The sequence below is a fragment of the Pseudomonas monsensis genome, from assembly GCF_014268495.2.
GTDB classification, from domain to species: domain Bacteria; phylum Pseudomonadota; class Gammaproteobacteria; order Pseudomonadales; family Pseudomonadaceae; genus Aquipseudomonas; species Aquipseudomonas monsensis.
In genome coordinates this window covers 1,421,456-1,444,423 of the sequence record NZ_CP077087.1, presented here as the reverse complement: position 1 = coordinate 1,444,423, position 22,968 = coordinate 1,421,456, and the positions used below count along the sequence as shown (strand labels likewise).

The following is a 22,968-nucleotide window of genomic DNA, read 5'->3' as shown; positions in this document are numbered from 1 at the left end:
CCAGACGCGCTTTCCATGGGGAGAAAGCGCGGCATTTTACATGAACCCGAGGGTTTGGCTTCAGCTGGCGACAGCCTGTTTGCGCTCGCGCCAGGCCATGATCAGCCAAACGGCGGTGACACCGGCGAACTTCGAGGCCAGCGCGGTGATGATCACCGGCGGAGTCATCAGGTCGATCATGCCGAAGAAGATGAAAGTATCAAGGGGAATGCTCAACGCCGAGCTGATCCACAAGCGGTCGCGCAGCGGGCGTTTGGTGATGCTGAACACCAGCCAGTCGATGATTTCGGACACCGCGAACGCGGTGGCGCTGGCCAAGGCAATGGATGGATCGGACGTCACGTAAGACAGCACCAGCGCCGCCAGCATCGCCACGAGGGCGCCGTGGCCGAAACGGGCCTGCACCATGTCGCGCAACACGAACACCAGGCCACCCCAGGCCGACCAGATGATGTCCAGGTGCGGCGCGGTGGAGAAGGCGAAATTGATCAGCACGACGCTGCTGATGTAGGCGATGAGGAAAATCATGGGGGGCGACCTGTCAGATTGGCGCACAGGTTACTTGACCGGCAAATCAAGAGCTACCCCCTCACCCCAGCCCTCTCCCCGAGGGGGCGAGGGGGAAAGGGAGCAGATCGGGGGCTTTTCAAACCTGAGTTCGACTCAATAGCTCAGGTCGGCGTATAGCGAAAGACACCTCGGTCAGTCCCTCTCCCCCTGGGAGAGGGTTAGGGTGAGGGCAACCACAAGCCGATCACGATTTCGAAGGGATCATCCACACCAACCCACTCGCCTTCGCCCGCTCATGACACAACCCCAGCACCACGCGGCGCTCGTCATTGGTCATGCGCCCCCAGCGAGTGATCTCCGCGACCGTACGCTGGCAGCCAGTACAAATGTCATCCTCATCCAGCGCACAAATATTCACGCATGGCGAAGCGACGGGTCTTTCGGGTGTGTTCATTCTTCTTGCTCAACCAGATCACGCGCGTAACGCTGTGCATTGTGCACATAGTGTGCGGCGCTGGCTTCGAGCATCTTCTTCTGCGGCTCAGTCAGCTCACGCACCACCTTGCCCGGCGAGCCCATCACCAGCGAACCATCAGGGATTTCCTTGCCTTCGCCAATCAGCGAATTGGCGCCGATGATGCAGTTCTTGCCGATCTTTGCGCCGTTGAGAATCACCGCGTTAATGCCGATCAGGCTGTAATCGCCAACGGTGCAGCCATGCAGCATGGCGTTATGACCGATGGTCACGCCGGTGCCGATGGTCAGCGGAAAGCCCATGTCGGTGTGCATCACCGTGCCGTCCTGAACGTTACTGTTCTTGCCGATCAGGATCAGTTCGTTATCACCGCGCAGCACGGCGTTGAACCAGACGTTGGCGCCCTCTTCCAGTCTGACCTTGCCCACCAGCACGGCATTGGGCGCGACCCAGCTCTGTGGATGGGTGTCGACACGGGCGTCGCCCAGGCGGTATTTCATCGTGTTTTTCCTCAGGGCCGGGCCATTCGAGCGATGGCTTCAGGGGTGTTTCACGTATTCAAAAATGTTTTGGGCGGTTGATGCAGGCTGATCCTGGCGTCATAGAGCAGGTTGATCAACTCGACGATCATGATCGCCGTCAGCCCCCAGATCTTGTACTCGCCAAACCGATAGCTCGGCACGTACCAGCTGCGCCCCTGGTAGTCGATGCGATGGGTGTGCTCGCGGGGATCTTTGCGGAAGAACTCGAGGGGGACAGTGAAAACGGCAGCAATCTCGGCGTCGTTGGCCAGGTACTCGACATAGTCGGGAATTACGCCGACATAGGGCGTGACCTTGATGCCATGCAAGGAGATCAGCGGGCTCAGGGGGCCAATGACTTGGACCAGTCCGGGGGGCAAGCCGATTTCTTCTTCGGCTTCACGCAGGGCGGTAAAGATCAGGTCCGGGTCCTCCGGATCGCGGCGTCCACCGGGGAAGGCGACTTCGCCGCCGTGGGTCGACAGCCCGCTGGCCCGCAGGGTCAGGACCAGTTCCGGCTCGTCACTGCGGGTGATCGGCACCAGCACGGCGGCCTCGGGGAAACGTTTATCGGTCTCCAGCGTGCGCGGTGTGTGGTTACTTACCCTATGCAGTAGCTCATCCAGCATGAGTGTTCTCGATCTGTGCCTTACCCTGCATCATGCACCAATCAATGCGCGTGCCCAAGCCCCCGAATCTCGCCATGTCGCGAAACGACAACTTGCCGACCGGCCTCGCTGCACGCCAAGATAGGCGCAGCATTCAGGAACCCGAGTATGAAATTTTGCAGCCAGTGCGGTAACCCGGTCACCCAGCGCATTCCCGAAGGCGATTCGCGGCTGCGATTTGTCTGTGACAGCTGTCAGACCATTCACTACCAGAACCCCAATATCGTCGCCGGGTGCGTACCGACCTGGGGCACGAAAGTGCTGCTCTGCCGCCGCGCCATCGAGCCGCGCCTCGGTTACTGGACCCTGCCGGCCGGCTTCATGGAGAACGGCGAGACCATCGAGCAGGCCGCCATCCGCGAAACCGCCGAGGAAGCCTGCGCCCGGGTACGCAACTTGAGTATCTACACCCTGATCGACGTGCCACACATCAGCCAGGTGCATGTGTTCTTTCGCGCCGAACTGGTGGATATGGACTTCGCCGCCGGCCCCGAGAGCCTCGAAGTGCAACTATTCGACGAAGCCGACATCCCCTGGGACGAGCTGGCTTTCCGCACGGTGGGGCGTACCTTAGAATGCTTCTTCGCTGATCGGCGCGCCGAAACCTACCCGGTTCGTTCCGAATCGATACCGCCGCTGACTCAGCCTGCGATCACCTGAGCTTCTATTAATAAAATATCTGCGTCACTCCCTGGGGAATTGTTTCAATGCGCTGGTTGTTTGCTCTGTTTTGCCTGTCGTTCGTCTCAGTCTCCCAAGCGTCTTTCGTGACCACCGTGACGCCGTCGAATAGCCCGATGATCGAAAAAATCCTGGTGCTCAAATCGGCGCATCAACTGCAACTGATTGCCGACGGCAAGCCGATCAAGACCTATCGCATTTCCCTGGGCAAGGGCGCGAAGAAGGGTCCGAAGCTGATTGAAGGCGACAAACGCACCCCGGAAGGTTTCTATTGGATCGACTGGCGCAAGGTCAGCGAAAAATTCAACCTGGCGATGCACATCTCCTACCCGAACATCAGCGATTCGGCGCGCGCCCGGCGTGAAGGTGTCGAGCCTGGCGGGATGATCATGATCCACGGCACCCCGGATTCGGAAGAAACCCCCGAAGACCTGTTCCACACCCTGGACTGGACCGACGGCTGCATCGCCATGCGCAACATGGACATGCGCGAAGTCTGGGGCCTGGTGCCGGACGGTACGATGATCGAGATTCGCCCGTAACCAGCAACCGCTGGTCACCCACAAAAAAATAAATCAAAAGATCGCAGCCTGCGGCAGCGCGTACAGGGTTGATACCACTTCCCACTGTAGGCGCTGCCGCAGACTGCGATCTTTTGCTTTTTGCACGCCACCTCTAATACCACTTCAAGACAACCCAGGCATAACCCGCCATTTCATTGGGCCACAGGTCAATTCCGTGCGTTGACATGGTATTCAAGTGGTATTAATTTCCGCCCCACAAGCGAGCCACAACAATCCAATACTCGCACCGGAAATGACCTGCATGAATGACCTCCAGGCCCTACGCCCGAATGACTCCCAGCCGACGCCGCTGTACCTGCAGCTGGCGCGCAATCTGGAAGCAGCGATCCATGCCGGGCAGTGGAAGGCCGAACAGGCGATGCCGTCAGAGCGCAACCTCAGCGAGCAGCTCGGTATCTCCCGGGTCACCGCCCGCAAGGCGCTGGAAGTGCTGCTCGATCAAGGTCTGATCCGCCGCCTGCAAGGTTCCGGCACCTTCATCACGCCGCGCCTCGAACAGCCGCTGTCGCGCCTTTCGGGCTTCAGCGAAATGCTCCGCCTCAAGGGGTTTGTACCCAGCTCGCAGTGGCTGGAGCGCGAAATCACCCTGCCGACCCACGAAGAACTGATCCGCCTGAGCCTGTCGCCGAACGACAAAGTGGCGCGCATGAAACGCCTGCGCAAGGCCGACGACACCGTGATGGCCATCGAAATGAGCACCCTGCCCGCCTCGATCATGCCCAAGCCGCAATTGGTCGGCGATTCGCTCTACGAATACCTCGACGGCATTGGCAAACCGATCGTCCGCGCCCTGCAGCACATCCAGGCGATCAACGCCTCGGACGAGTTCGCCGCATTGGTCGGTATCGCACCCGGCACCGCCATGTTGTTGATGACCCGGGTCGGCTACCTCGAAGACAACACGCCGATCGAAGTCACCGACACCTATTGCCGCAACGACTACTACGACTTTGTTGCAGAGCTTCGTCGATAAAAAGCTTCGTAGATCAAGAGCTGCGCCGCTGAGAGCGGCCCAAAGCGAGAACCGAAATGTCCGAAGACAACATCCTCACCGCTCACGGCTGGGTTCGCGGCCGGCTGATCCACGAACACGGCAAAGTCGTGTCGATCGAAGGCGTGCCCTGCGATCCGGCCGACAATGACCTGCCCTATCTGTTGCCGGGTTTTATCGACCTGCACGTTCACGGCGGTGGCGGCAAAGACATCATGGAAGGTGCCAGCGCCTTCGAAACCATCACCCGCACCCATGTGCGCTTCGGCACCACTTCGCTGCTGGCCACCACCATGACTGCGCCGAGCGCGGAGATCTCCAGCGTCCTCAAGGATGTCGGAACATTCTGCGAACAACGTCCGAAAGGTGCCGCCCGCGTCCTCGGCGTACACCTCGAAGGCCCGTACATCAATCCGGGAAAACTCGGCGCGCAACCGAACTTCGCCCACACCGCATTGATGGCCGAAGTCGAGGAATACCTGGCGCTGGCGCCAATCCGGGTGATCACCATCGCCCCGGAAATCGCCGGCCACGACGGATTGATTCGTGAACTGAGCAGCCGCGGCATCCGCATGCAGATCGGCCACACCCTCGGCAGCTACGAAGAAGGCGTCGCCGCCCTCGATGCCGGCGCGACCAGTTTCACCCATTTGTATAACGCCATGAGCCCGCTGCATCACCGCGAGCCGGGGATCGTCGGCGCCGCATTGGCCCACGCCAAATTCGCCGAGCTGATCCCGGACTTGCTGCACGTTCACCCCGGTGCGATCCGCGTGGCCTTGCGTTCGATCCCGTGCCTGTACTGCGTCACCGATTCGACCGCTGCCGCCGGCATGCCCGACGGTGAATACAAGCTCGGCAGCCACACCGTGACCAAATGCCTGGGCGGCGTGCGCCTGCCCGACGGCACGCTGGCCGGCAGCACCCTGACCATGGATCAAGCGCTGCGCAACCTGGTGAAGATCGGTTTGCCGATCGCCGAGGCCTCGCAACGCCTGTCGCAATTTCCCGCCGACTATCTCGGCATCACTGAACGCGGGCGCCTCGAACCAGGCGCCTGGGCCGACTGCGTGCGGCTGGATCGCTCACTCACACTGACCGCCGTCATGGTCGAAGGAGAAGACATTGACTTCAAAAATGCTTGAGGAGGCGCTGTCCTCGTTCGAGGCCGTGCAAGCCCAACTGCAACAGCTCGACCCGCAAATGATCGAAATTGCCGGGCGCCTGCGCCGTCAGCCGCCGCAAGTGGCAATGACTGTCGCGCGCGGCAGCTCCGACCACGCGGCGAGCTACTTCGCCTACCTGACCATGCAGCAACTTGGCGTCCCGGTGGCGTCGTTGCCGATGTCGGTGGTGACCATGCAGCAGGCGCCGTTGAAGGTCAGCGGTCAGGTCGCGTTCGCCTTTTCCCAGTCGGGGCAGAGCCCGGATCTGGTCAACAGCTTGCGTCTGTTGCGCAAGCGTGGCGCGTTAAGCGTGTCGATGGTCAACGCCGCCGATTCGCCACTGGAAGCGGCCTGTGAATTCAGCGTGCCACTGCTCGCCGGGACTGAAAGCAGCGTCGCCGCGACCAAAAGTTTTATCGCCACCCTCAGCGCCAGCGCTCGTTTGATCGCGCACTGGAAAGAGGACAACGAATTGCTCGAGGCCGGCAACGCCCTGCCTGAAGGCCTGCGCGAAGCGGCGAAACAGGACTGGAGCATGGCCATCGAAGCGCTGCGCGATTGCGAGCGTTTGATGGTCATCGGCCGTGGCGCCGGTTTTGCCATTGCTCAGGAAGCGGCGCTGAAATTCAAGGAAACCTCGGCGATTCAGGCCGAAGCGTTCAGCAGCGCCGAAGTCCGTCACGGTCCGATGGCGCTGATCGACGAACACTACCCGCTGCTGGTCTTCGCTCCGCGCGGTGCCGAGCAGGCCGGTCTGATCAGTCTGGCGGCGGAAATGCGCCAGCGCGGTGCACGTGTATTGCTCGCCGCGCCGGACGACGTCCTCGATCGCGACCTGACCCTGAGCCGCGCCGAACACCCGGCCCTCGATCCGATTCTGGCGATCCAGAGTTTCTACGTGATGGCCGCCGGCCTCGCCGTGGCCCGCGGCATGGACCCGGATCAGCCGCGCCATCTGAGCAAAGTGACCCGCACGCACTAAGTCCGAATGACTGCACACCTGATGAGACCGAGCCATGCACAACAACAATAAAGAGCTGACCCTCAGCGCCCCGCTCAGCGGCCCGGTGCTCACGCTCGCCAAAGTCCCGGACGCGGTATTCGCCAGTGGCGCGATGGGTGACGGCATCGCCATCGACCCGTTGAACGACACTCTGTATTCGCCGTGCGCCGGGCTGATCATCCACGTCGCGCGCACCGGGCACGCGTTGACAGTACGCGCCGACAACGGCGCGGAAATCCTTCTGCACCTGGGCCTCGACACCGTTGAACTGAACGGCGAAGGCTTCTCGATGCTGGTCAAGGACGGCACCCGTGTCAGCAAGGGGCAGCCGTTGTTGCGCTACGACCTGGACAAGGTCGGCCAGCAATGCAAAAGCCTGGTCAGCCTGTTGATCCTGACCAACAGTCAAGACTTCGAGGTTCGCCCGATCACCCTCAAAGCGGTGAAGGTCGGCGACCCGTTGCTGCACATCATTGCACGCAACAGTGCGGCAGCGAATGTTGAAGAACCTGGCGGGACTGAGGTGCATGGGCAGGTGTCGGTGGCGCATCGTGGCGGTTTGCATGCACGCCCGGCCGCGCTGATTCGGCAGACTGCGCAAGGTTTCAAAAGCCACTCGCAGTTGCACTTCGCCGGCAAATCGGCTCCGTGCAACAGCCTGATCGGTTTGATGGGCCTGGCGGTTGGCGAACAGGACGAAGTGCACGTCAGTTGTCAGGGGCCGGATGCCGAAGCGGCGTTGCAAGCGTTGCTCAGCGCCTTGGCCACGGCGCTGCCGGATGATCATCACGCGGCGGCGCCGGTCAGTGTTGCCACTCTTAAGCGCCCGCCCGAGGCTGGCGTGTTGCACGGTGTATGTGCTGCGCCGGGACTGGTCGCAGGGCCGCTGTTTCGCCTGAACACGATCAGTTTGCCGGCGGATGCGGGCAATCATGATCCGCTGCAGCAACAGCAGGTGCTCGACGCGGCGCTGAATCAGGTGCGCAGCGAAATCGACGCCACCCTCGCGCAAGCGAAAAAACACAAGAATGTCGACGAAGAGGCGATCTTCGCCGCGCATCTGGCGCTGCTCGAAGACCCGGCCCTGCTCGACGCTGCACAGCATTCCATCGTTCAAGGCGCAGCGGCGACTCACGCCTGGAGCCAGTCGATCGATGCCCAGTGCGAGGTGCTGCAACGCACCGGCAGCGCGCTGCTGGCCGAACGAGCCAATGACCTGCGCGACCTCAAGCAACGCGTGCTGCGCGCGCTGCTCGGCGAAGCCTGGCATTACGAGGTGCCGGCCGGCGCCATCGTCGCTGCGCATGAACTGACGCCGTCGGATCTGCTGCAACTCAGCGCCCAGGGTGTTGCCGGTTTGTGCATGGCCGCAGGCGGCGCGACGTCGCACGTGGCGATTCTGGCTCGCGGCAAAGGTTTGCCGTGCATGGTGGCTCTGGGTTCGGCACTGCTTGATCAGCCGCAAGGTCAACCGGTCGTGCTTGATGCCGACGGTGGTCGTCTGGAACTGTCCCCCAACGCTGAACGCTTGGCTGCAGTTCAGCAGGCGCAGATCGACCGCCAACAACGTCGCGACGCGCAACAAGCCAAGGCTAACCTGCCTGCCGAAACCCGCAATGGCGTGCACATCGAAGTCGTCGCCAATGTCGCCTCCAGCGGTGAAGCGGCAGATGCCTTTGCAAACGGCGCCGATGGCGTCGGCCTGCTGCGGACTGAGTTTTTGTTCGTCGATCGTCAGACCGCGCCGGATGTCGAAGAACAGCGTGCGGCCTATCAAGGCGTATTGGATGCGATGGGCGAACACTCGGTGATCATCCGCACCATCGACGTCGGCGGCGACAAGCAACTCGACTACCTGCCGTTGCCAATTGAAGCCAACCCGGTGCTCGGCCTGCGTGGCATTCGTCTGGCTCAGGCGCGCCCGGAAATCCTCGATCAGCAACTGCGCGCACTGCTGCAAGTCAGCCCGCTGCGCCGCTGCCGGATCCTGCTGCCGATGGTCACCGAAGTCGACGAACTGCTGCACATTCGTGAGCGCGTCGATGCGTTGTGCCTGGAACTGAACATCAGCCAGCGCCCGGAAATCGGCGTGATGATCGAAGTCCCCGCCGCCGCGCTGCAAGCCGAACAACTCGCCGAACATGCCGACTTCCTCTCGATCGGCACCAACGATCTGTCGCAATACACCCTGGCCATGGACCGCGACCATGCCGGCCTCGCCGCCCGGGTCGATGCCTTACACCCGGCGCTGCTGCGCCTGATCGCCATGACCTGCGCAGGCGCGGCAGTGCACAAGCGCTGGGTCGGCGTGTGCGGCGCCCTCGCCTCCGACCCGCTCGCGACGCCGGTACTGATCGGCCTGGGCGTGACGGAACTGTCGGTCAGCCCGGTGCAGATCGGTGAAATCAAGGACCGCGTGCGCCAGTTGCACGAGGCCGAATGCCAACGCCTCAGCCATGACCTGCTCAAACTGAACAGCGCCGCTGCGGTGCGTCACGCCTGCCACCAGCATTGGCCTCTGCACTAACAACAAGCTCTCTATAAAGAGCAGGGAGAAGCACCATGTATCAACTCTTCATCGAAGGCCTGCAGCGCCTCGGCCGTGCGCTGATGCTGCCGATCGCGATCCTGCCGATCGCCGGCCTGCTGCTGCGTCTGGGTGACACCGACCTGCTGAACATCGCGATCATCCACGACGCCGGTCAGGTGATCTTCGCCAACCTGGCGATGATCTTCGCCATCGGCATCGCCGTCGGTTTCGCCAAGGACAACAACGGCACCGCCGGCCTGGCCGGGGTGATCGGTTATCTGGTAATGATCTCCACGCTCAAGGTGCTCGACGCGAGTATCAACATGGGCATGCTCGCCGGGATCGTCAGCGGCCTGATGGCCGGCGCGCTGTACAACCGCTTCAAGGACATCAAGCTGCCGGAATACCTGGCATTCTTCGGTGGCCGGCGGTTTGTGCCGATTGTCACTGGCTTCGCCGCCGTCGGTTTGGGCGTGGTGTTCGGCTACATCTGGCCGCCGATCCAGCACGGCATCAACAGCTTCGGCAGCCTGATGATGGAAAGCGGCAGTATCGGCGCGTTCGTGTTTGGCGTGTTCAACCGCCTGCTGATCGTTACTGGCCTGCACCACATCCTCAACAACATGGCGTGGTTCGTGTTCGGCAACTTCACCGATCCAACGACCGGTGCTCTGGTGACGGGTGACCTGTCGCGCTACTTCGCCGGCGACCCGAAGGGCGGCCAGTTCATGACCGGCATGTTCCCGATGATGATCTTCGGCCTGCCCGCCGCGTGTCTGGCGATGTACCGCAACGCCCTGCCGGAGCGGCGCAAGGTCATGGGCGGGATCTTCCTGTCGATGGCGCTGACATCATTCCTGACCGGGGTGACCGAACCGATTGAATTCGCCTTCATGTTTTTGGCGCCACTGCTGTATCTGCTACATGCGCTGCTGACCGGGTTGTCGATGGCGATCACCAATGCGCTGAACATCCATTTGGGTTTTACCTTCTCTGGCGGCTTCATCGACATGGTGCTGGGTTGGGGGCGCTCGACCAATGGCTGGTTGGTGATTCCAGTCGGGCTGGCTTACGCCGTGGTGTATTACGCGGTGTTTGATTTCTGCATTCGTCGCTTCAATTTGAAGACGCCGGGTCGTGAGGATGTGGCGACGGCTGAAAAAGCGGTTTTCGCGGAAAACGAACGCGCCGGGGCTTACATCAAGGCACTCGGTGGTGCAGACAACCTTGTGACTGTCGGTGCCTGCACTACACGGTTACGACTGGAAATGGTGGATCGCAACAAGGCGTCCGATGCAGCCCTGAAAGCATTGGGTGCGATGGCCGTTGTGCGTCCGGGCAAGGGTGGCAGTTTGCAGGTGGTGGTCGGTCCGCTGGCCGACAGCATTGCTGATGAGATTCGCTTGGCGATGCCGGCCTTGGGGCGTGCGGTTCTTGCTGAACCTGTTGCGGTTGTCGAAGAGCCGAAAGCGGTTGTGGTCGCAGGCACCGAAGCTCAGCAATGGCTGAATGCGCTGGGTGGTGGCGACAACGTGCTGCAACTGGATTGCATTGCCATGAGCCGGATTCGCTTGCTGTTGGCGGATGGCAAGGCGTTGTCCGAGGCGCAGCTGAAAGAGCTGGGTTGTCAGGGTGTCAGCCAGTTGGAGGGTGGGGTTTGGCATTTGCTGGTGGGGGATAAGGCGGCGAGTTTGAGTGGAGCGCTGGAGGCGTTGGTCAATCGCAGCGAGGTCAGTGCCAAGGTCTGAGCCTTTACATCAGGCTCTACTCGAAACAACTGATACAAAAAACCCGGCGTTGGCCGGGTTTTTTCATGCTGCTCAAGTTCAGGGCATTCTTGCGCGCTGTTCCGCCTCGTAATGCCGAGTCTGGTACGGCATGAGCGCCTGAATCTTCAAACCCAGACTTTCCGTCAACCCCCAAGCAACCGCCAACTCGTCGCGGCGATTGCGTAATAAAACAGCTGGTTGAGAAACGACGTGTTGCTTGGGTGTTTTGGCGTTGAAAAGCTCGAGTGCATGGAGCGTTTCCAACACGCGACTATCCGATACACATGCGAAACGCGTAAATCGCTCCAGCAGATAAGCCGCTCGCCGCAGCTCGACTTCATCGCTGTGAAACTTGAGAAATGTTGATATCTCACTCTCAAGATCGGATTTTGAGTACCAGACCTCTTTGGCTGCATCGACCAGCGCCGTCCCATCCGCTTGATCCAGCGGTCTTCTGACCAACGTATCCAATGCCGAAGAAAGGACATGATCATCAAGAGAGTTCGACATCTGGTTCCTCCAGGTAGTCCTGCAAGATATTGAAGAGCACTGAGGCAGGTTGCTCTTTGTTGCCAACATATACATCAATTGCTTGCAATGCCAGACGCCGGAAATCACTCGTCAGAATGAAACCGGCTCTAAGAAGCGCCTTGATGTCCGCAACGTCGTGATCGGTAGCCCTGCCAAGTTTTGTAATTGCAATACCCACCGGAGCAGCGATGTGAATCTGGAGCGGGGACGTCTCCGGAAACTCAGTCATGGGAATACTTCGCACCCAGTAGTCTTCATGGATCGGGCCAAAACTAGTGTTGTATTGAAGGTCGTAGTTCAGCTCCATCACTCGAGCGGAGCGTTCGTCGATAAAAGGCTCCGGAACTTGAGCAAGAAGCGCTTGAAGGTCGAACCCTGGCGGAAGGCAAGCTTCATAAATCTCCGCATCGACATCCATGGAAATACGATGATTTGTGTAGAGATGTACGGCGCAACCACCAAAGACGATGATTTTGACTGCCCCCGGATCGGCATTTTCCTGCGCCAATTCTGCTTCGACTGATTTGAACATCGAAACCAATGCCTTCCCCAATGCAGTATTCGTGTTGATACGGGGAGTGACTACGGGCAGCAATTCCATTTTTGAACCTCAGAGTCATGTCGATGGCTAAAGCGACGCAACTTGTTGCCCTGCTCGCTGTTTGCCAGAGACAGATCAAGGTATGGATGCGACTTCCGAGGGACAACCTGAAAGAGTGGTAGGAAAATTCCCCGGTTTGATTGCGCTCTGAAGCTCGTCTGACGCCTGTTAATGCCTCATCGCTGGCAAGCCAGCTCCCACAAGGGAGTGCGTTTCAATTGTGGGAGCCAGCCTGCTGGCGATGAACGATGACGCGGACGTCAGGTTTGTGGGTCGACTCGATCCAGCGCTCGGTTTACCGCCAGTTCGGCGAGCATGACGATTTGCTGGATGCCTAATACCGTGCTGCGCTGCGAACCGCTTAGCTCATTGGCGAAGTTGCTGGCGGCGGTGCTTGCCGAGGCTAACGATTCGCAGGCGTGGGCGAGCAGGCTTTCGGTGTCGACCTCTGGGCGGACCATGAACATGGTGCTCGGTCGGCAGGGCTTTGCGGGTTCGGGGCACAGGTAGAAGTCGAGGGCGCGCTTGATGGCTTCGCGGTTTCGGGCCTGGTCTTCGGCGCGGAGGGCTTCTTCGAGTGGGGTGGTGGTTTCGTGGGGTGGGTCGGGGATCAGTTTGTCCAAAGTTCAACTCCTGCTACTGCAAGTGGGGATGCCATCGTTCGCCGGATCTCACGCGGCGAAGAGGTGGCAGCTATGTGCAGGGTGAGATCCACCGGAGCAGGCAACCGGCCAGACCGAAGTCTGCCCGCACACAGCCGCCATAAAACAGGCAGCAGATTGAGCTGGCGCCAATTATCGTGGTGTTGGCGCTAGTTGCAAGCATTCCGGGGATCTCACGCCCGGTCGCTGAATTGGCAGCGACAGACAAAGCCTAGAGAGCGGGCGTCCGACGGACAACCTGAAAACCTTGTGGGAACGTTCTGGTTATTCGACACATCATTAAACAACCAAAAACAAACCCTCACCCTAACCCTCTCCCAGAGGGAGAGGGGACTGACCGAGGTGTTTGGTGGATGTACGCCGACGTGAAATACCGAGTCGAATTCAGATTCTGAAACAGATCAAAAGCCCCTCACCCTCCCCTCACCCAGAGGAGAAGGGACTGACCGAGGTGTTTGGTGGATGTACGCCGACGTGAAATACCGAGTCGAATTCAGATTCTGAAACAGATCAAAAGCCCCTCCCCCCCCTCACCCAGAGGAGAAGGGACTGACCGAGGTGTTTGGTGGATGTACGCCGACGTGAAATACCGAGTCGAATTCAGATTCTGAAAAGCCCAGAAATCGGCCCCCTCTCCCTCGGGAGAGGGCTGGGCGGGCGGCGTTCCGATGAGGGGCGAATCCACCACAAAACCAACGCCGAACACCCGCTCTTCACCACTCAATAGGCCGAGTGTCAGCTCGCCTGCTCTTGATCTTGATCCACCGGCCCCGTCGGCAGGCTGAGTGGAGGGATTGATCCGGGGGTGGGAGCGCAGCGACCGTTCGACGAAGTCGAACACATCGAGAGGAGGTGCAGCGAAGCAAACCGGAGGCGATGCGCCCGGATCAATCCCGGAGCGAAGGAACCCCGAGCTTTAGCGAGTGGGCCGAACGTTGGGGCAAGCGTTTTTTGCTTACTTTTTTAGGCGCTCGGTACGTGTCAAGGTAACTGTCGCCTTGGTCTTACGGTTGCTAGTCCATTGCGCCCTTAATTTCAGGGCGCTCAGGATTTAAGTAAACGGCATCTGCCAGCTTCCAGTTGCGTGTGCGAGTGCTCCACCGGCTTGGGTTAGTTCGCCTGGCATCCTCATAAAGCTCTGCCCTGGCTTGTAATAGGGCGGTTGCTTTGCCCTCGTGCCGTTGGTTTGGCGTGACGTATTTCAGGGCACTGTGGCGGTGATCTTCGTTGTACCAATCGATGAAATTCTGCACCCAAAGCCTTGCATCAGTGACCGTATCAAATGGTTGATCCGGCCAAAGCGGGCAATACTTTGCGGTGCGAAAAAGTGCTTCGGCGTAAGCATTGTCATTGCTCACCCTTGGCCGACTAAAAGAAGGCTCTACGCCCAGCGCGACCATGCTTTCACGCAGCAAAGAACCTCTCATCACGTGTCCGTTATCTGAGTGCAACACCAGCGGACGACCTGCCGTCTGTTCGCGTAAACATCCCTTTCTGAGCAGTTCACAGGCGTGTTCGGCGCTCTCCACTTCGTGGACTTCATTGGCGACCAGTTTGCGACTGTAGACGTCCTTGACCATGTACCAGTAGAAAAAACGGCCCTTCACTGTGCTCGGCAACCAGGTGATATCCCAGCACCACACCTGATTGGGGCCATCAGCGCGATGCGTCGTCAGTACTCTTCGTTTTGGGGCTTTGGCCCGGCCGCGACGGACGTTTTGATTGGCGGCTTTCAACACACGATAAAACGTCGATTCCGAAGCTAGATAAATGCCTTCATCAGCCAGCTTAGGCACGATTTGGTGCGGGGTCAGGCTGGCGTAGCCAGCCTGATTGGCAGCATCCAGCACCGCTTGACGCTCCGTATCATTGAGCTTGTTAGCCGGAGCTGCACGTTGAGCCAGCTGTCGCCCGTCACATTCAGTGTGTTGCCAGCGTTGAACTGTGCGCAGGCTCAGACCCAGTTCATTGCAAGCGCGATATCGACGAGCGCCATTCAGCACTGCGTCGGCAATCAACTTCATGGCTTGCGTACGATCAGAGGCGTTGATCAGTCTTCCTTGTCCTTGCCCCAGATCGCATTGGCTTTTTTTCTGAGCTCCAGCAACGCCACCGCCTCTGCACGACTGGCATCAGACTGAATCAGTTGGCGCTCAAGTATTTTGATGCGCCGTTGCTCGGCCGTTTTTGAAGTTCGAGAGGTGAGATCAACAACGGGATTAGCGTTTTGGCATGCCACTCGCCACTGTTGGATTTGCTCAGGGTAAATGCCTTTGATTCGGCAGTATTGAGAGATCTCGACCTCGCTCAACGGCGCGGTTTCCATGACGGCATTGAATTTATCGGCGCTAGACCATTGGTCACTGGTCTTGCCGTTTCCCGGAACGATCAAGCCTTTATCTCTAGCCATTTGTCTCCAGTTTCGCAGTGACTGTGGCGTGAGATTGAGTGCAGCGGCAAGTTCCGCCACTGATCGATTGAGGGGCGGCATCATTTGCAGAACGACCCAATCTTTGAAGTCGTTGTCGTAGCGTTTGCCCATTTTGGACATGGTTATTCACCTTCGCCCTCTTGATTATTTGAGTCAATCAATAAGGGCGACAGGTAGCCTGACACGGAGGGCGCTTGTAAAAAAGTGAGTCGCCGTAAGGGCGAAACCGCCAGCCGCAGCACCCAAAAAAATGGATATTCACTCAGTCAACAAGAGCATGGTCGCCTATAAGGGCGCCATCGCCGGCAAGCCAACTCCCACAGTTAAATGAGTTAACCCCTCAAATCGTGGCCAACAAAAAACCCGCAGAATTTGCTTTCCGCGGGTTTACATTTTGCCTCTAGAAACTCATCTGCCACTGCCCGGTCAACGCTTGATTACGACTATTGCTACCCACCTCGGCGTTGTAACCAATACTCAGGGTTTGGCGTGCAGAGATCCCGACGTCCACACCTGCCCCGACTATCAGGCTGTCGCGATCCAAAGCACTGCCCTGGACATTGAACCCGGAGCCACCCAAAACAAAGGCCTGACGGGTTTCACTTTCTACGTCGCCGTAAGTGTGGCGCCAGCCAAGGCTACCCCTCGGCGTTACGCTGATACCGTTCTGCAACTGATTAAGCTGCGCCAGTCGCACGCCGAACGTGCTGCTGAAGTTATCCTGGGTCTGGGAGTCCACGGCCAACGCGGCCAAGCCGCCTTTTTCAGTGAACCCTTCGCGGTGATAACGCTGGTACCCCAGATTGGCGAATGGCTCGACGTTGAGCCGGCCACTGCCCAACAAATAGCCCAGTTCCGAAAAGGCTTGTTGGCTGTCGGCATCGTAGTTGCCTTTTGGCCGGTCGCTGAAGCCTTCGAATTCAACCGTTCGCTTATTATCTCCGTCATGGCCGCTGTAAGCCGCCCCCAGGCGTAACGCCAGAGGCCCATCCTGGCGCATGGCGTACGCGCCGACATGCCAACTGTGCAGCGTGCCCTCGAAGTTATGGCTGTCGAGGTCAGTCTTAGAATAACCACCGAGTACGCCCATGCGCCATTCGGGCGAAAGCGACCAATCCACGCCCAGCACAGTGCCAGCCGTTCGTTGCTCAAAACTGGAATTGCCCTGTTCGCCGTCGAGCTTGCCGTAGCTGCCAATGCCTTGCAGCCATACGCGGCCCGGTGCGCTTGGATCGTTCAGATTGCGAACAGTGTTCGCAACGTCAGTGGCCGCCAGAACTGGGGTCTGCGATGAATCAAGCCCCACCCGCAAGCCGCTATCGCTGCCCATTTGCTGCATCGCTGTACGCATGCTGGTCATTACCGACGAACTGGCGGCCAGTGTGGCGCTGCTCAAATTGGCATTGCTGCCAGCAGCGAGACTTTCGATGGCTGCACTAATGCCTGCAGCACCTTGAGAGATCGTCATGACAGCGTTATAAAGGACGTTGGACTTATCCCCATTGACCGGAAATCCAGACCCTGGAGGCCCGAAGATCGGGTCGAAATCGAGTGCAGGGCTTATCGTTTGGATACTTTCAGCGGCATGGATACCGTTCGCAGTTCGAGCATAACGACTAAGGTCCAGCTTATGAGGAACGTCCACGCGATTGAAGGCATCGCTGATCGTCTCTGCCGCTCTGACTTGATTGAAAAAACCTCCGGCAACAACCGAGGCCATACATACGGTGAAACGATGACGGGTAAGAAACATGCGAGAAATCCTTTTGTCGTTATGACTCGATCATCCTATATAGCGCTTTGGCATTACCAGCAAAAAGCAGGCAAAAAAAAACCGCTGAAATCACTTTCAGCGGTTCTTTTATCAGCGGCCAAAGACTCAGAAATCTTCCAGCCGCCACACCTCATAAGCCGGCGTCTCGTACGGATGACTGAGCTTCAACGCCGCCACAACAGCCACGATCAACTCATCCGCCACCACAAGCTCAACCTTCCATTCCTCAACCCGCTCAATATGCCCCGCCTCGCCAATGAACGGCTGACTGCCGTCCAACGGTCGAAACTGGCCAGACCCAAGCACCTGCCAAGCACAGTGGTCATAGTCACCGATCCGCCCACCACCGGCAGCGAACACAGCCCCTTTGACCACCTCGACATGACTGTCAGGAACAAAAAACGCCAGCTTGTACACAGGCCTTAGTTCACCCAGACGCGCGCGTTACGGAACATGCGCATCCAAGGAGCATCCTCGGTCCAGTCTTCCGAACGCCACGAGTTCTGCACCGCGCGGAACACACGCTCCGGGTGCGGCATCATGATCGTCACGCGACCGTCGCGGCTGGTGAGGCCGGTGATCCCGCGCGGCGAACCGTTCGGGTTGGCCGGGTAGGCTTCGGTGACCTTGCCGTGGTTGTCGACGAAACGCATCGCCACGCAACCCGACAGATCAGCTTCCAGCAGTGCTTCTTCGCTGGAGAACTCGGCATGCCCTTCACCGTGAGCGATGGCGATCGGCATACGCGAGCCGGCCATGCCCTGCAGGAAGATCGAGTTCGATTCCTGGATCTGCACCATCGCCACGCGGGCTTCGAACTGCTCGGAGCGGTTGCGCACAAAGTGCGGCCAGAACTCGCTGCCCGGAATCAGCTCGTGCAGGTTGGACATCATCTGGCAACCGTTGCACACGCCGAGGGTGAAGCTGTCGTTACGCTCGAAGAAGCCCTGGAACGCATCGCGGGCGCGGCTGTTGAACAGTGCCGATTTGGCCCAGCCTTCACCGGCGCCGAGCACGTCGCCGTAGGAGAAACCACCGCAGGCCACCAGACCTTTGAACTCGTTCAGGTCGACACGGCCAGCAAGAATGTCGCTCATGTGCACGTCGATCGCGTTGAAACCGGCGCGATCGAACGCGGCGGCCATTTCCACCTGACCGTTGACGCCCTGCTCACGCAGCACGGCCACCTGTGGGCGGATGCCTTTCTTGATGTAAGGCGCGGCGATGTCCTGGTTGACGTCGTAGCTCAGCTTGACGCTCAGGCCCGGGTTGTCTTCTTCCAGCAGCACGTCGAATTCTTGCTCGGCGCAGTCGGCGTTGTCACGCAGACGCTGGATCTGGTAGCTGGTCTCGGCCCACTGACGTTGCAGCAGACGACGCTGGCCTTCGAACACGGTGTCACCGTTGAAGGTGATATTGATCTGGCCATTGTTCATCGGCTGACCGATCACCGACACGCAGTCGCCCAGACCGGCCGCGCTGAATTGCGCGAGGATGTCTGGCGTTGCGTCCTGACGAACCTGGATCACGGCGCCCAGTTCTTCGTTGAACAGGATCGCAGCGATTTCTGCCGAGGACTCGGCAACGCTGTCGAGGTTCAGGCTCAGACCGCAGTGGCCGGCAAAGGCCATTTCCACCACGGAAGTCAGCAGACCACCGTCGGAACGGTCGTGGTAAGCCAGCAAGTGACCGTCGGCGTTGAGGCCCTGGATCACCGCGAAGAAGGCTTTCAGGTCTTCGGCGTCATCGACGTCCGGCGCGTGTTTGCCAAGCTTGCCGTGAACCTGCGCAAGGATCGAGGCGCCCATACGGTTCTGGCCGCGACCGAGGTCGATCAGGATCAGGTCGGTGGTGCCCTTGTCCATGCGCAGTTCCGGGGTCAGGGTCTGACGAATGTCAGCCACTGGCGCGAAACCGGTCACGATCAGCGACATCGGCGAGGTCACGGTTTTTTCTTCGCCGTTGTCGTTCCAGCGGGTGGCCATGGACATCGAGTCCTTGCCCACCGGGATGGTGATGCCCAGCTCAGGGCACAGTTCCATGCCGACCGCTTTCACGGTGTCGTACAGACGTGCGTCTTCGCCCGGGTGACCGGCAGCGGACATCCAGTTCGCCGACAGTTTGATGTCGGAGATCTTGTTGATGCGCGAAGCGGCAATGTTGGTCAGGGTTTCGCCGATGGCCATGCGGCCCGACGCCGGAGCGTCCAGCAGAGCCAGCGGAGTACGCTCGCCCATCGCCATCGCTTCACCGGTGTAGACGTCGAAGCTGGTGGCGGTGACCGCAACGTCGGCCACCGGAACCTGCCATGGGCCAACCATCTGGTCACGGGCCACGAGGCCGGTGATCGTGCGGTCGCCGATGGTGATCAGGAAGCTCTTGCTCGCCACGGCCGGGTGATGCAGAACGCGTTCGATGGACTCGGTGATGTCGAGGTTCGACGGATCGAAGTCATCGCCTAGTTCTGCTTCACGAACCACCGAACGGTGCATGCGCGGGGCTTTGCCCAGCAACACTTCCAGTGGCATGTCCACCGGGTTGTTGCCGAAGTGGCTGTCGGTCACGGTCAGTTGCGGTTCGGCGGTGGCTTCACCGACTACTGCAAACGGGCAGCGCTCGCGTTCGCAGATCGCCTGGAAGCGCTCGAAGTCTTCAGGGCCGACCGCCAGAACGTAACGCTCCTGGGATTCGTTGGACCAGATTTCGTGCGGGGCCATGCCCGGCTCGTCGTTTGGAATGTTGCGCAGTTCGAAACGGCCACCGCGGTCGCCGTCGTTGACCAGTTCCGGGAAGGCGTTGGACAGACCGCCCGCACCCACGTCGTGGATGAAGCTGATCGGGTTCTTGTCGCCCAGCTGCCAGCAACGGTCGATGACTTCCTGGCAGCGACGCTCCATTTCAGGGTTTTCACGCTGTACGGAAGCGAAGTCCAGATCTGCCGAGCTGGTGCCAGTGGCCATGGAAGAAGCGGCGCCGCCACCCAGACCGATGAGCATCGCCGGGCCGCCGAGCACGATCAGCTTGGAGCCGACCACGATCTCGCCTTTCTTGACGTGTTCTTCGCGGATGTTGCCCATGCCGCCGGCCAACATGATCGGCTTGTGGTAACCGCGAACCTCGTCACCGTGCGGGGTGCTGATCGACTGTTCGAAGGTACGGAAGTAGCCGGTCAGGGCCGGACGGCCGAATTCGTTGTTGAACGCGGCGCCGCCGAGCGGGCCCTCGATCATGATGTCCAGTGCGGTAACGATGCGCTCCGGCTTGCCGTACGGCACTTCCCACGGCTGTTCGAAGCCCGGGATTTGCAAGTTCGATACGGTGAAACCGGTCAGGCCGGCCTTTGGCTTGGCGCCGCGACCGGTTGCACCTTCGTCGCGGATCTCGCCACCGGAACCGGTGGATGCGCCCGGGAACGGGGCAATCGCAGTCGGGTGGTTGTGGGTTTCAACCTTCATCAGGATGTGCACCGGCTCCTGCACCGCGCCGTACTGGCGGGTTTCCGGATCCGGGAAGAAGCGGCCGGCGACGTTGCCGACGATCACCGAAGCGTTGTCCTTATAAGCAGACAACACGCCTTCGTTGTGCATCTGATAGGTGTTCTTGATCATGCCGAACAGGCTTTTTTCCTGGCTCTCGCCGTCAATATCCCAACTGGCGTTGAAGATCTTGTGGCGGCAGTGCTCGGAGTTGGCCTGAGCGAACATCATCAGTTCGATGTCGTGCGGGTTGCGCTTGAGACCGTTGAAGGCGTTGACCAGATAGTCGATCTCGTCTTCGGCCAGGGCCAGGCCCAGCTCGGTGTTAGCCTTTTCCAGCGCGGCGCGGCCGCCACCAAGGATGTCGATCGCGGTCAGCGGCTTCGGTTCGGCGTGGCTGAACAGACCGGCGGCCTGTTCCAGATTGCCCAGGACAATCTGGGTCATGCGGTCATGCAGCACGTCGGCAATCTGCTGCGCTTCGGTGTCGCTGAACTGGCCGGCCACGTAGAACGCGATGCCGCGCTCCAGGCGCTGGATCTTGCTCAGGCCGCAGTTGCGGGCGATGTCGCTGGCCTTGCTCGACCATGGCGAGATGGTGCCGAAACGCGGCAACACCAGAAACAGACGGCCGGTCGGCTCTTGTACCGGAACGCTTGGACCGTACTTCAGAAGGCGCGCAAGCACCTGCTGTTCGTCGCCGGTCAGGACGCCGGTGACTTCGGCGAAGTGAGCGAATTCAGCATACAGGCCACTGACAGCTGGAACCTTCTGGCTCAGTTGCTCAAGGAGTTTGCTGTGGCGAAAGGCAGAAAGGGCAGGAGCGCCGCGCAGGATCAACATCTTCGGGACAGCCTCGGGAAGGGGTGTGCTTTGAGGCCGTGCATTCTAGCCTAAACCGCCCTCAACATCACCCGAAACGCTACGCACGGTTGCACTCGGGTATCAATCTGTGTTTCTGCCTTTGAAGTCAGATTTATCGGCTGGGCAACGCCGGCTTATTTTTACTGTAACAAAATGCCCTTGAGCCCCATTTCTGCGGGGTTTCGTCCGGTTTTGTGATCTCTAGCAGACAAGCCCTTCACTGTCGAGATATGGCGCCCGCAGCCGTTTGCGTATACTGCGCAGATGTTTTTCCCAACGGCTTTGCGTCCGCGGTACGCCAAATGGCTGATCGCAACCGGACTCTTCCTGATGCTCGGTGGTTGTGTTGATAAACCCAACACACTCGAGCGCGTAAAGGAGGATGGTGTGCTGCGGGTGATTACCCGTAACAGCCCCGCCACCTACTTTCAGGATCGCAGCGGTGAAACCGGCTTCGAATACGAGCTGGTGAAGCGCTTCGCCGACGATTTGGGGGTCGAGCTGAAGATCGAGACCGCCGACAACCTCGACGACTTGTTCGACCAGATCGGTAAACCGAACGGCCCGGTACTGGCAGCGGCCGGCCTGGTCAGCAGTGAAGATCGCAAGAAGCAGGTGCGGTTCTCCCACGCCTACCTCGAAGTCACCCCGCAGATCATTTATCGCAACGGCCAGTCGCGGCCGACCGATCCCGGCGATCTGGTCGGCAAGAAGATCATGGTGCTCAAAGGCAGCACCCACGCCGAACAACTGGCCGAACTGAAAAAGAAATTTCCCGGTATCGAGTACGAAGAATCCGACGCGGTGGAAGTGGTCGATCTGTTGCGCATGGTCGATGAAGGTCAGATCGACCTGACCCTGGTCGATTCCAATGAAGTGGCGATGAACCAGGTGTACTTCACCAACATCCGCGTGGCCTTCGACCTCGGCGACGCGCGCAGCCAGAGCTGGGCAGTGGCCGCCGGCGAAGACAACAGCCTGCTCAACGAGATCAACGCCTACCTCGACAAGGTGCAGAAGAACGGCACCCTGCAGCGCCTGAAAGACCGTTATTACGGCCACGTCGATGTCCTCGGCTACATGGGCGCCACCACGTTCGCCCAGCACTTGCAGCAGCGTTTGCCCAAGTACGAGCAACACTTCAAGAACTACGCGAAAAAAGAGAAAGTCGACTGGCGCCTGCTGGCGGCCATTGGTTATCAGGAATCGCTGTGGCAACCGGCCGTCACGTCCAAGACCGGTGTGCGCGGGTTGATGATGCTGACCCAGAACACGGCGCAGGCGATGGGCGTGTCCAACCGCCTCGATCCGAAGCAGAGCATCATGGGCGGCGCCAAGTACCTGGCGTATATGAAGGATCAGCTCGACGATTCGATCAAGGAACCGGACCGCACCTGGTTTGCACTGGCGGCGTACAACGTTGGCAGCGGTCACCTCGATGACGCACGCAAACTGACGGCCAAGGAAGGGTTGAACCCGGATAAATGGCTGGATGTGAAGAAGATCCTGCCGCGCCTGTCGCAGAAGCAGTGGTACAGCAAGACCCGCTACGGTTACGCCCGCGGTGGCGAGCCAGTGCATTTCGTGGCGAACATCCGCCGCTACTACGACATCCTCACCTGGGTGACCCAGCCGCAGCTTGAAGGCGATCAGGTGGCCGAGGGCAATCTGCACGTGCCGGGGATCGACAAATCCAAACCGGCTCAAGAGCCTGCCCCGCTTTAACCAACA

Annotated in this window: 18 protein-coding genes and 1 pseudogene; 8 read left to right on the top strand and 11 right to left on the bottom strand. The window is 59.6% G+C overall.

Features of this window, described 5'->3' with window-relative positions:
- Window positions 1–60: 60 nt before the first annotated feature.
- The 4 genes from HV782_RS06140 to HV782_RS06125 form a co-directional block, all read right to left on the bottom strand.
- Entirely contained in the window at window positions 61–528 is a 468-nt protein-coding gene (locus tag HV782_RS06140; RefSeq protein WP_128615564.1) for a VUT family protein, read from the bottom strand.
- 226 nt (window positions 529–754) lie between these two features.
- The gene (locus HV782_RS06135; RefSeq protein WP_186745031.1) at window positions 755–964 is read right to left on the bottom strand and encodes a DUF1289 domain-containing protein; all 210 of its coding nucleotides are present in this window, start codon (window positions 962–964) and stop codon (window positions 755–757) included.
- The gene (locus tag HV782_RS06130) at window positions 961–1,485 is read right to left on the bottom strand and encodes a gamma carbonic anhydrase family protein (protein ID WP_186745029.1); all 525 of its coding nucleotides are present in this window, start codon (window positions 1,483–1,485) and stop codon (window positions 961–963) included. The genes HV782_RS06135 and HV782_RS06130 overlap by 4 nt, the downstream gene beginning before the upstream one ends.
- Window positions 1,486–1,535: 50 nt before the next feature.
- On the bottom strand, window positions 1,536–2,135 hold the full coding sequence (locus HV782_RS06125) for a CoA pyrophosphatase (protein ID WP_186745027.1): 600 nt from the start codon (window positions 2,133–2,135) through the stop codon (window positions 1,536–1,538).
- 147 nt (window positions 2,136–2,282) lie between these two features.
- Between HV782_RS06125 and HV782_RS06120 the strand changes: the two genes are divergently transcribed.
- The 7 genes from HV782_RS06120 (at window position 2,283) to nagE (ending at window position 10,877) form a co-directional block, all read left to right on the top strand.
- On the top strand, window positions 2,283–2,834 hold the full coding sequence (locus HV782_RS06120) for an NUDIX hydrolase (protein WP_123464928.1): 552 nt from the start codon (window positions 2,283–2,285) through the stop codon (window positions 2,832–2,834).
- A 47-nt stretch (window positions 2,835–2,881) separates the two neighbouring features.
- On the top strand, window positions 2,882–3,397 hold the full coding sequence (locus HV782_RS06115) for a L,D-transpeptidase family protein (protein ID WP_123464926.1): 516 nt from the start codon (window positions 2,882–2,884) through the stop codon (window positions 3,395–3,397).
- Between the two features lie 283 nt (window positions 3,398–3,680).
- The gene (locus HV782_RS06110; protein WP_128615566.1) at window positions 3,681–4,412 is read left to right on the top strand and encodes a GntR family transcriptional regulator; all 732 of its coding nucleotides are present in this window, start codon (window positions 3,681–3,683) and stop codon (window positions 4,410–4,412) included.
- Window positions 4,413–4,468: 56 nt separating this feature from the next.
- Window positions 4,469–5,575 (top strand): N-acetylglucosamine-6-phosphate deacetylase, encoded by a 1,107-nt coding sequence (gene nagA, locus HV782_RS06105; protein WP_123464922.1) that lies wholly within the window; start codon window positions 4,469–4,471, stop codon window positions 5,573–5,575.
- Window positions 5,556–6,578, top strand: coding sequence for an SIS domain-containing protein (locus HV782_RS06100; RefSeq protein WP_186745025.1), 1,023 nt, complete (start codon window positions 5,556–5,558; stop codon window positions 6,576–6,578). The genes nagA and HV782_RS06100 overlap by 20 nt, the downstream gene beginning before the upstream one ends.
- 34 nt (window positions 6,579–6,612) lie before the next feature.
- Complete coding sequence (gene ptsP, locus HV782_RS06095) at window positions 6,613–9,126, top strand: phosphoenolpyruvate--protein phosphotransferase (RefSeq protein WP_186745023.1); 2,514 nt, start codon at window positions 6,613–6,615, stop codon at window positions 9,124–9,126.
- A 35-nt stretch (window positions 9,127–9,161) separates the two neighbouring features.
- Window positions 9,162–10,877, top strand: coding sequence for an N-acetylglucosamine-specific PTS transporter subunit IIBC (gene nagE, locus HV782_RS06090; protein ID WP_186745021.1), 1,716 nt, complete (start codon window positions 9,162–9,164; stop codon window positions 10,875–10,877).
- Between the two features lie 78 nt (window positions 10,878–10,955).
- On the opposite strand, the gene HV782_RS06085 is transcribed toward nagE, so the two are convergent.
- From HV782_RS06085 to purL, 7 genes and pseudogenes are all read right to left on the bottom strand, one after another.
- A complete protein-coding gene (locus HV782_RS06085; protein ID WP_128615569.1) occupies window positions 10,956–11,408 on the bottom strand; it encodes a hypothetical protein in 453 nt (150 codons plus the stop codon).
- Complete coding sequence (locus HV782_RS06080) at window positions 11,392–12,030, bottom strand: DUF6036 family nucleotidyltransferase (protein ID WP_186745019.1); 639 nt, start codon at window positions 12,028–12,030, stop codon at window positions 11,392–11,394. Before HV782_RS06080 ends, HV782_RS06085 begins: the two co-directional genes overlap by 17 nt.
- Window positions 12,031–12,290: 260 nt before the next feature.
- The gene (locus HV782_RS06075) at window positions 12,291–12,653 is read right to left on the bottom strand and encodes a DUF6124 family protein (RefSeq protein ID WP_186745017.1); all 363 of its coding nucleotides are present in this window, start codon (window positions 12,651–12,653) and stop codon (window positions 12,291–12,293) included.
- Window positions 12,654–13,705: 1,052 nt separating this feature from the next.
- Window positions 13,706–15,234, bottom strand: a protein-coding gene (locus HV782_RS06070) for an IS3 family transposase (RefSeq protein ID WP_225931082.1) whose coding sequence is annotated in 2 segments (ribosomal slippage) — window positions 13,706–14,793 and window positions 14,793–15,234 — 1,530 coding nt in all. Because the reading frame shifts where the segments join, the coding sequence is not laid out codon by codon here.
- A 289-nt stretch (window positions 15,235–15,523) separates the two neighbouring features.
- Window positions 15,524–16,612, bottom strand: a pseudogene (locus HV782_RS06065) (autotransporter outer membrane beta-barrel domain-containing protein); the annotation flags it as partial.
- Window positions 16,613–17,002: 390 nt separating this feature from the next.
- Window positions 17,003–17,314 carry a YqfO family protein gene (locus HV782_RS06060; RefSeq protein ID WP_186745462.1) on the bottom strand — a complete coding sequence of 104 codons (312 nt, stop codon included), beginning with the start codon at window positions 17,312–17,314 and terminating at the stop codon, window positions 17,003–17,005.
- Between the two features lie 5 nt (window positions 17,315–17,319).
- The gene (purL, locus tag HV782_RS06055) at window positions 17,320–21,216 is read right to left on the bottom strand and encodes a phosphoribosylformylglycinamidine synthase (protein WP_186745465.1); all 3,897 of its coding nucleotides are present in this window, start codon (window positions 21,214–21,216) and stop codon (window positions 17,320–17,322) included.
- 285 nt (window positions 21,217–21,501) lie between these two features.
- Between purL and mltF the strand changes: the two genes are divergently transcribed.
- Window positions 21,502–22,962 (top strand): membrane-bound lytic murein transglycosylase MltF, encoded by a 1,461-nt coding sequence (gene mltF, locus HV782_RS06050; protein ID WP_123464908.1) that lies wholly within the window; start codon window positions 21,502–21,504, stop codon window positions 22,960–22,962.
- Window positions 22,963–22,968: the final 6 nt, after the last annotated feature.

Excerpts from the sequence above, each read along its gene's own strand:
- HV782_RS06110 (WP_128615566.1), top strand. The coding sequence starts at position 3,681 with ATGAATGACCTCCAGGCCCTACGCCCGAATGACTCCCAGCCGACGCCG.
- HV782_RS06080 (WP_186745019.1), bottom strand. The coding sequence starts at position 12,030 with ATGGAATTGCTGCCCGTAGTCACTCCCCGTATCAACACGAATACTGCA.
- purL (WP_186745465.1), bottom strand. The coding sequence starts at position 21,216 with ATGTTGATCCTGCGCGGCGCTCCTGCCCTTTCTGCCTTTCGCCACAGC.
- ptsP (WP_186745023.1), top strand. The coding sequence starts at position 6,613 with ATGCACAACAACAATAAAGAGCTGACCCTCAGCGCCCCGCTCAGCGGC.
- HV782_RS06085 (WP_128615569.1), bottom strand. The coding sequence starts at position 11,408 with ATGTCGAACTCTCTTGATGATCATGTCCTTTCTTCGGCATTGGATACG.
- HV782_RS06130 (WP_186745029.1), bottom strand. The coding sequence starts at position 1,485 with ATGAAATACCGCCTGGGCGACGCCCGTGTCGACACCCATCCACAGAGC.
- HV782_RS06120 (WP_123464928.1), top strand. The coding sequence starts at position 2,283 with ATGAAATTTTGCAGCCAGTGCGGTAACCCGGTCACCCAGCGCATTCCC.
- nagE (WP_186745021.1), top strand. The coding sequence starts at position 9,162 with ATGTATCAACTCTTCATCGAAGGCCTGCAGCGCCTCGGCCGTGCGCTG.
- HV782_RS06140 (WP_128615564.1), bottom strand. The coding sequence starts at position 528 with ATGATTTTCCTCATCGCCTACATCAGCAGCGTCGTGCTGATCAATTTC.
- HV782_RS06135 (WP_186745031.1), bottom strand. The coding sequence starts at position 964 with ATGAACACACCCGAAAGACCCGTCGCTTCGCCATGCGTGAATATTTGT.
- HV782_RS06125 (WP_186745027.1), bottom strand. The coding sequence starts at position 2,135 with ATGCTGGATGAGCTACTGCATAGGGTAAGTAACCACACACCGCGCACG.
- mltF (WP_123464908.1), top strand. The coding sequence starts at position 21,502 with ATGTTTTTCCCAACGGCTTTGCGTCCGCGGTACGCCAAATGGCTGATC.
- nagA (WP_123464922.1), top strand. The coding sequence starts at position 4,469 with ATGTCCGAAGACAACATCCTCACCGCTCACGGCTGGGTTCGCGGCCGG.
- HV782_RS06115 (WP_123464926.1), top strand. The coding sequence starts at position 2,882 with ATGCGCTGGTTGTTTGCTCTGTTTTGCCTGTCGTTCGTCTCAGTCTCC.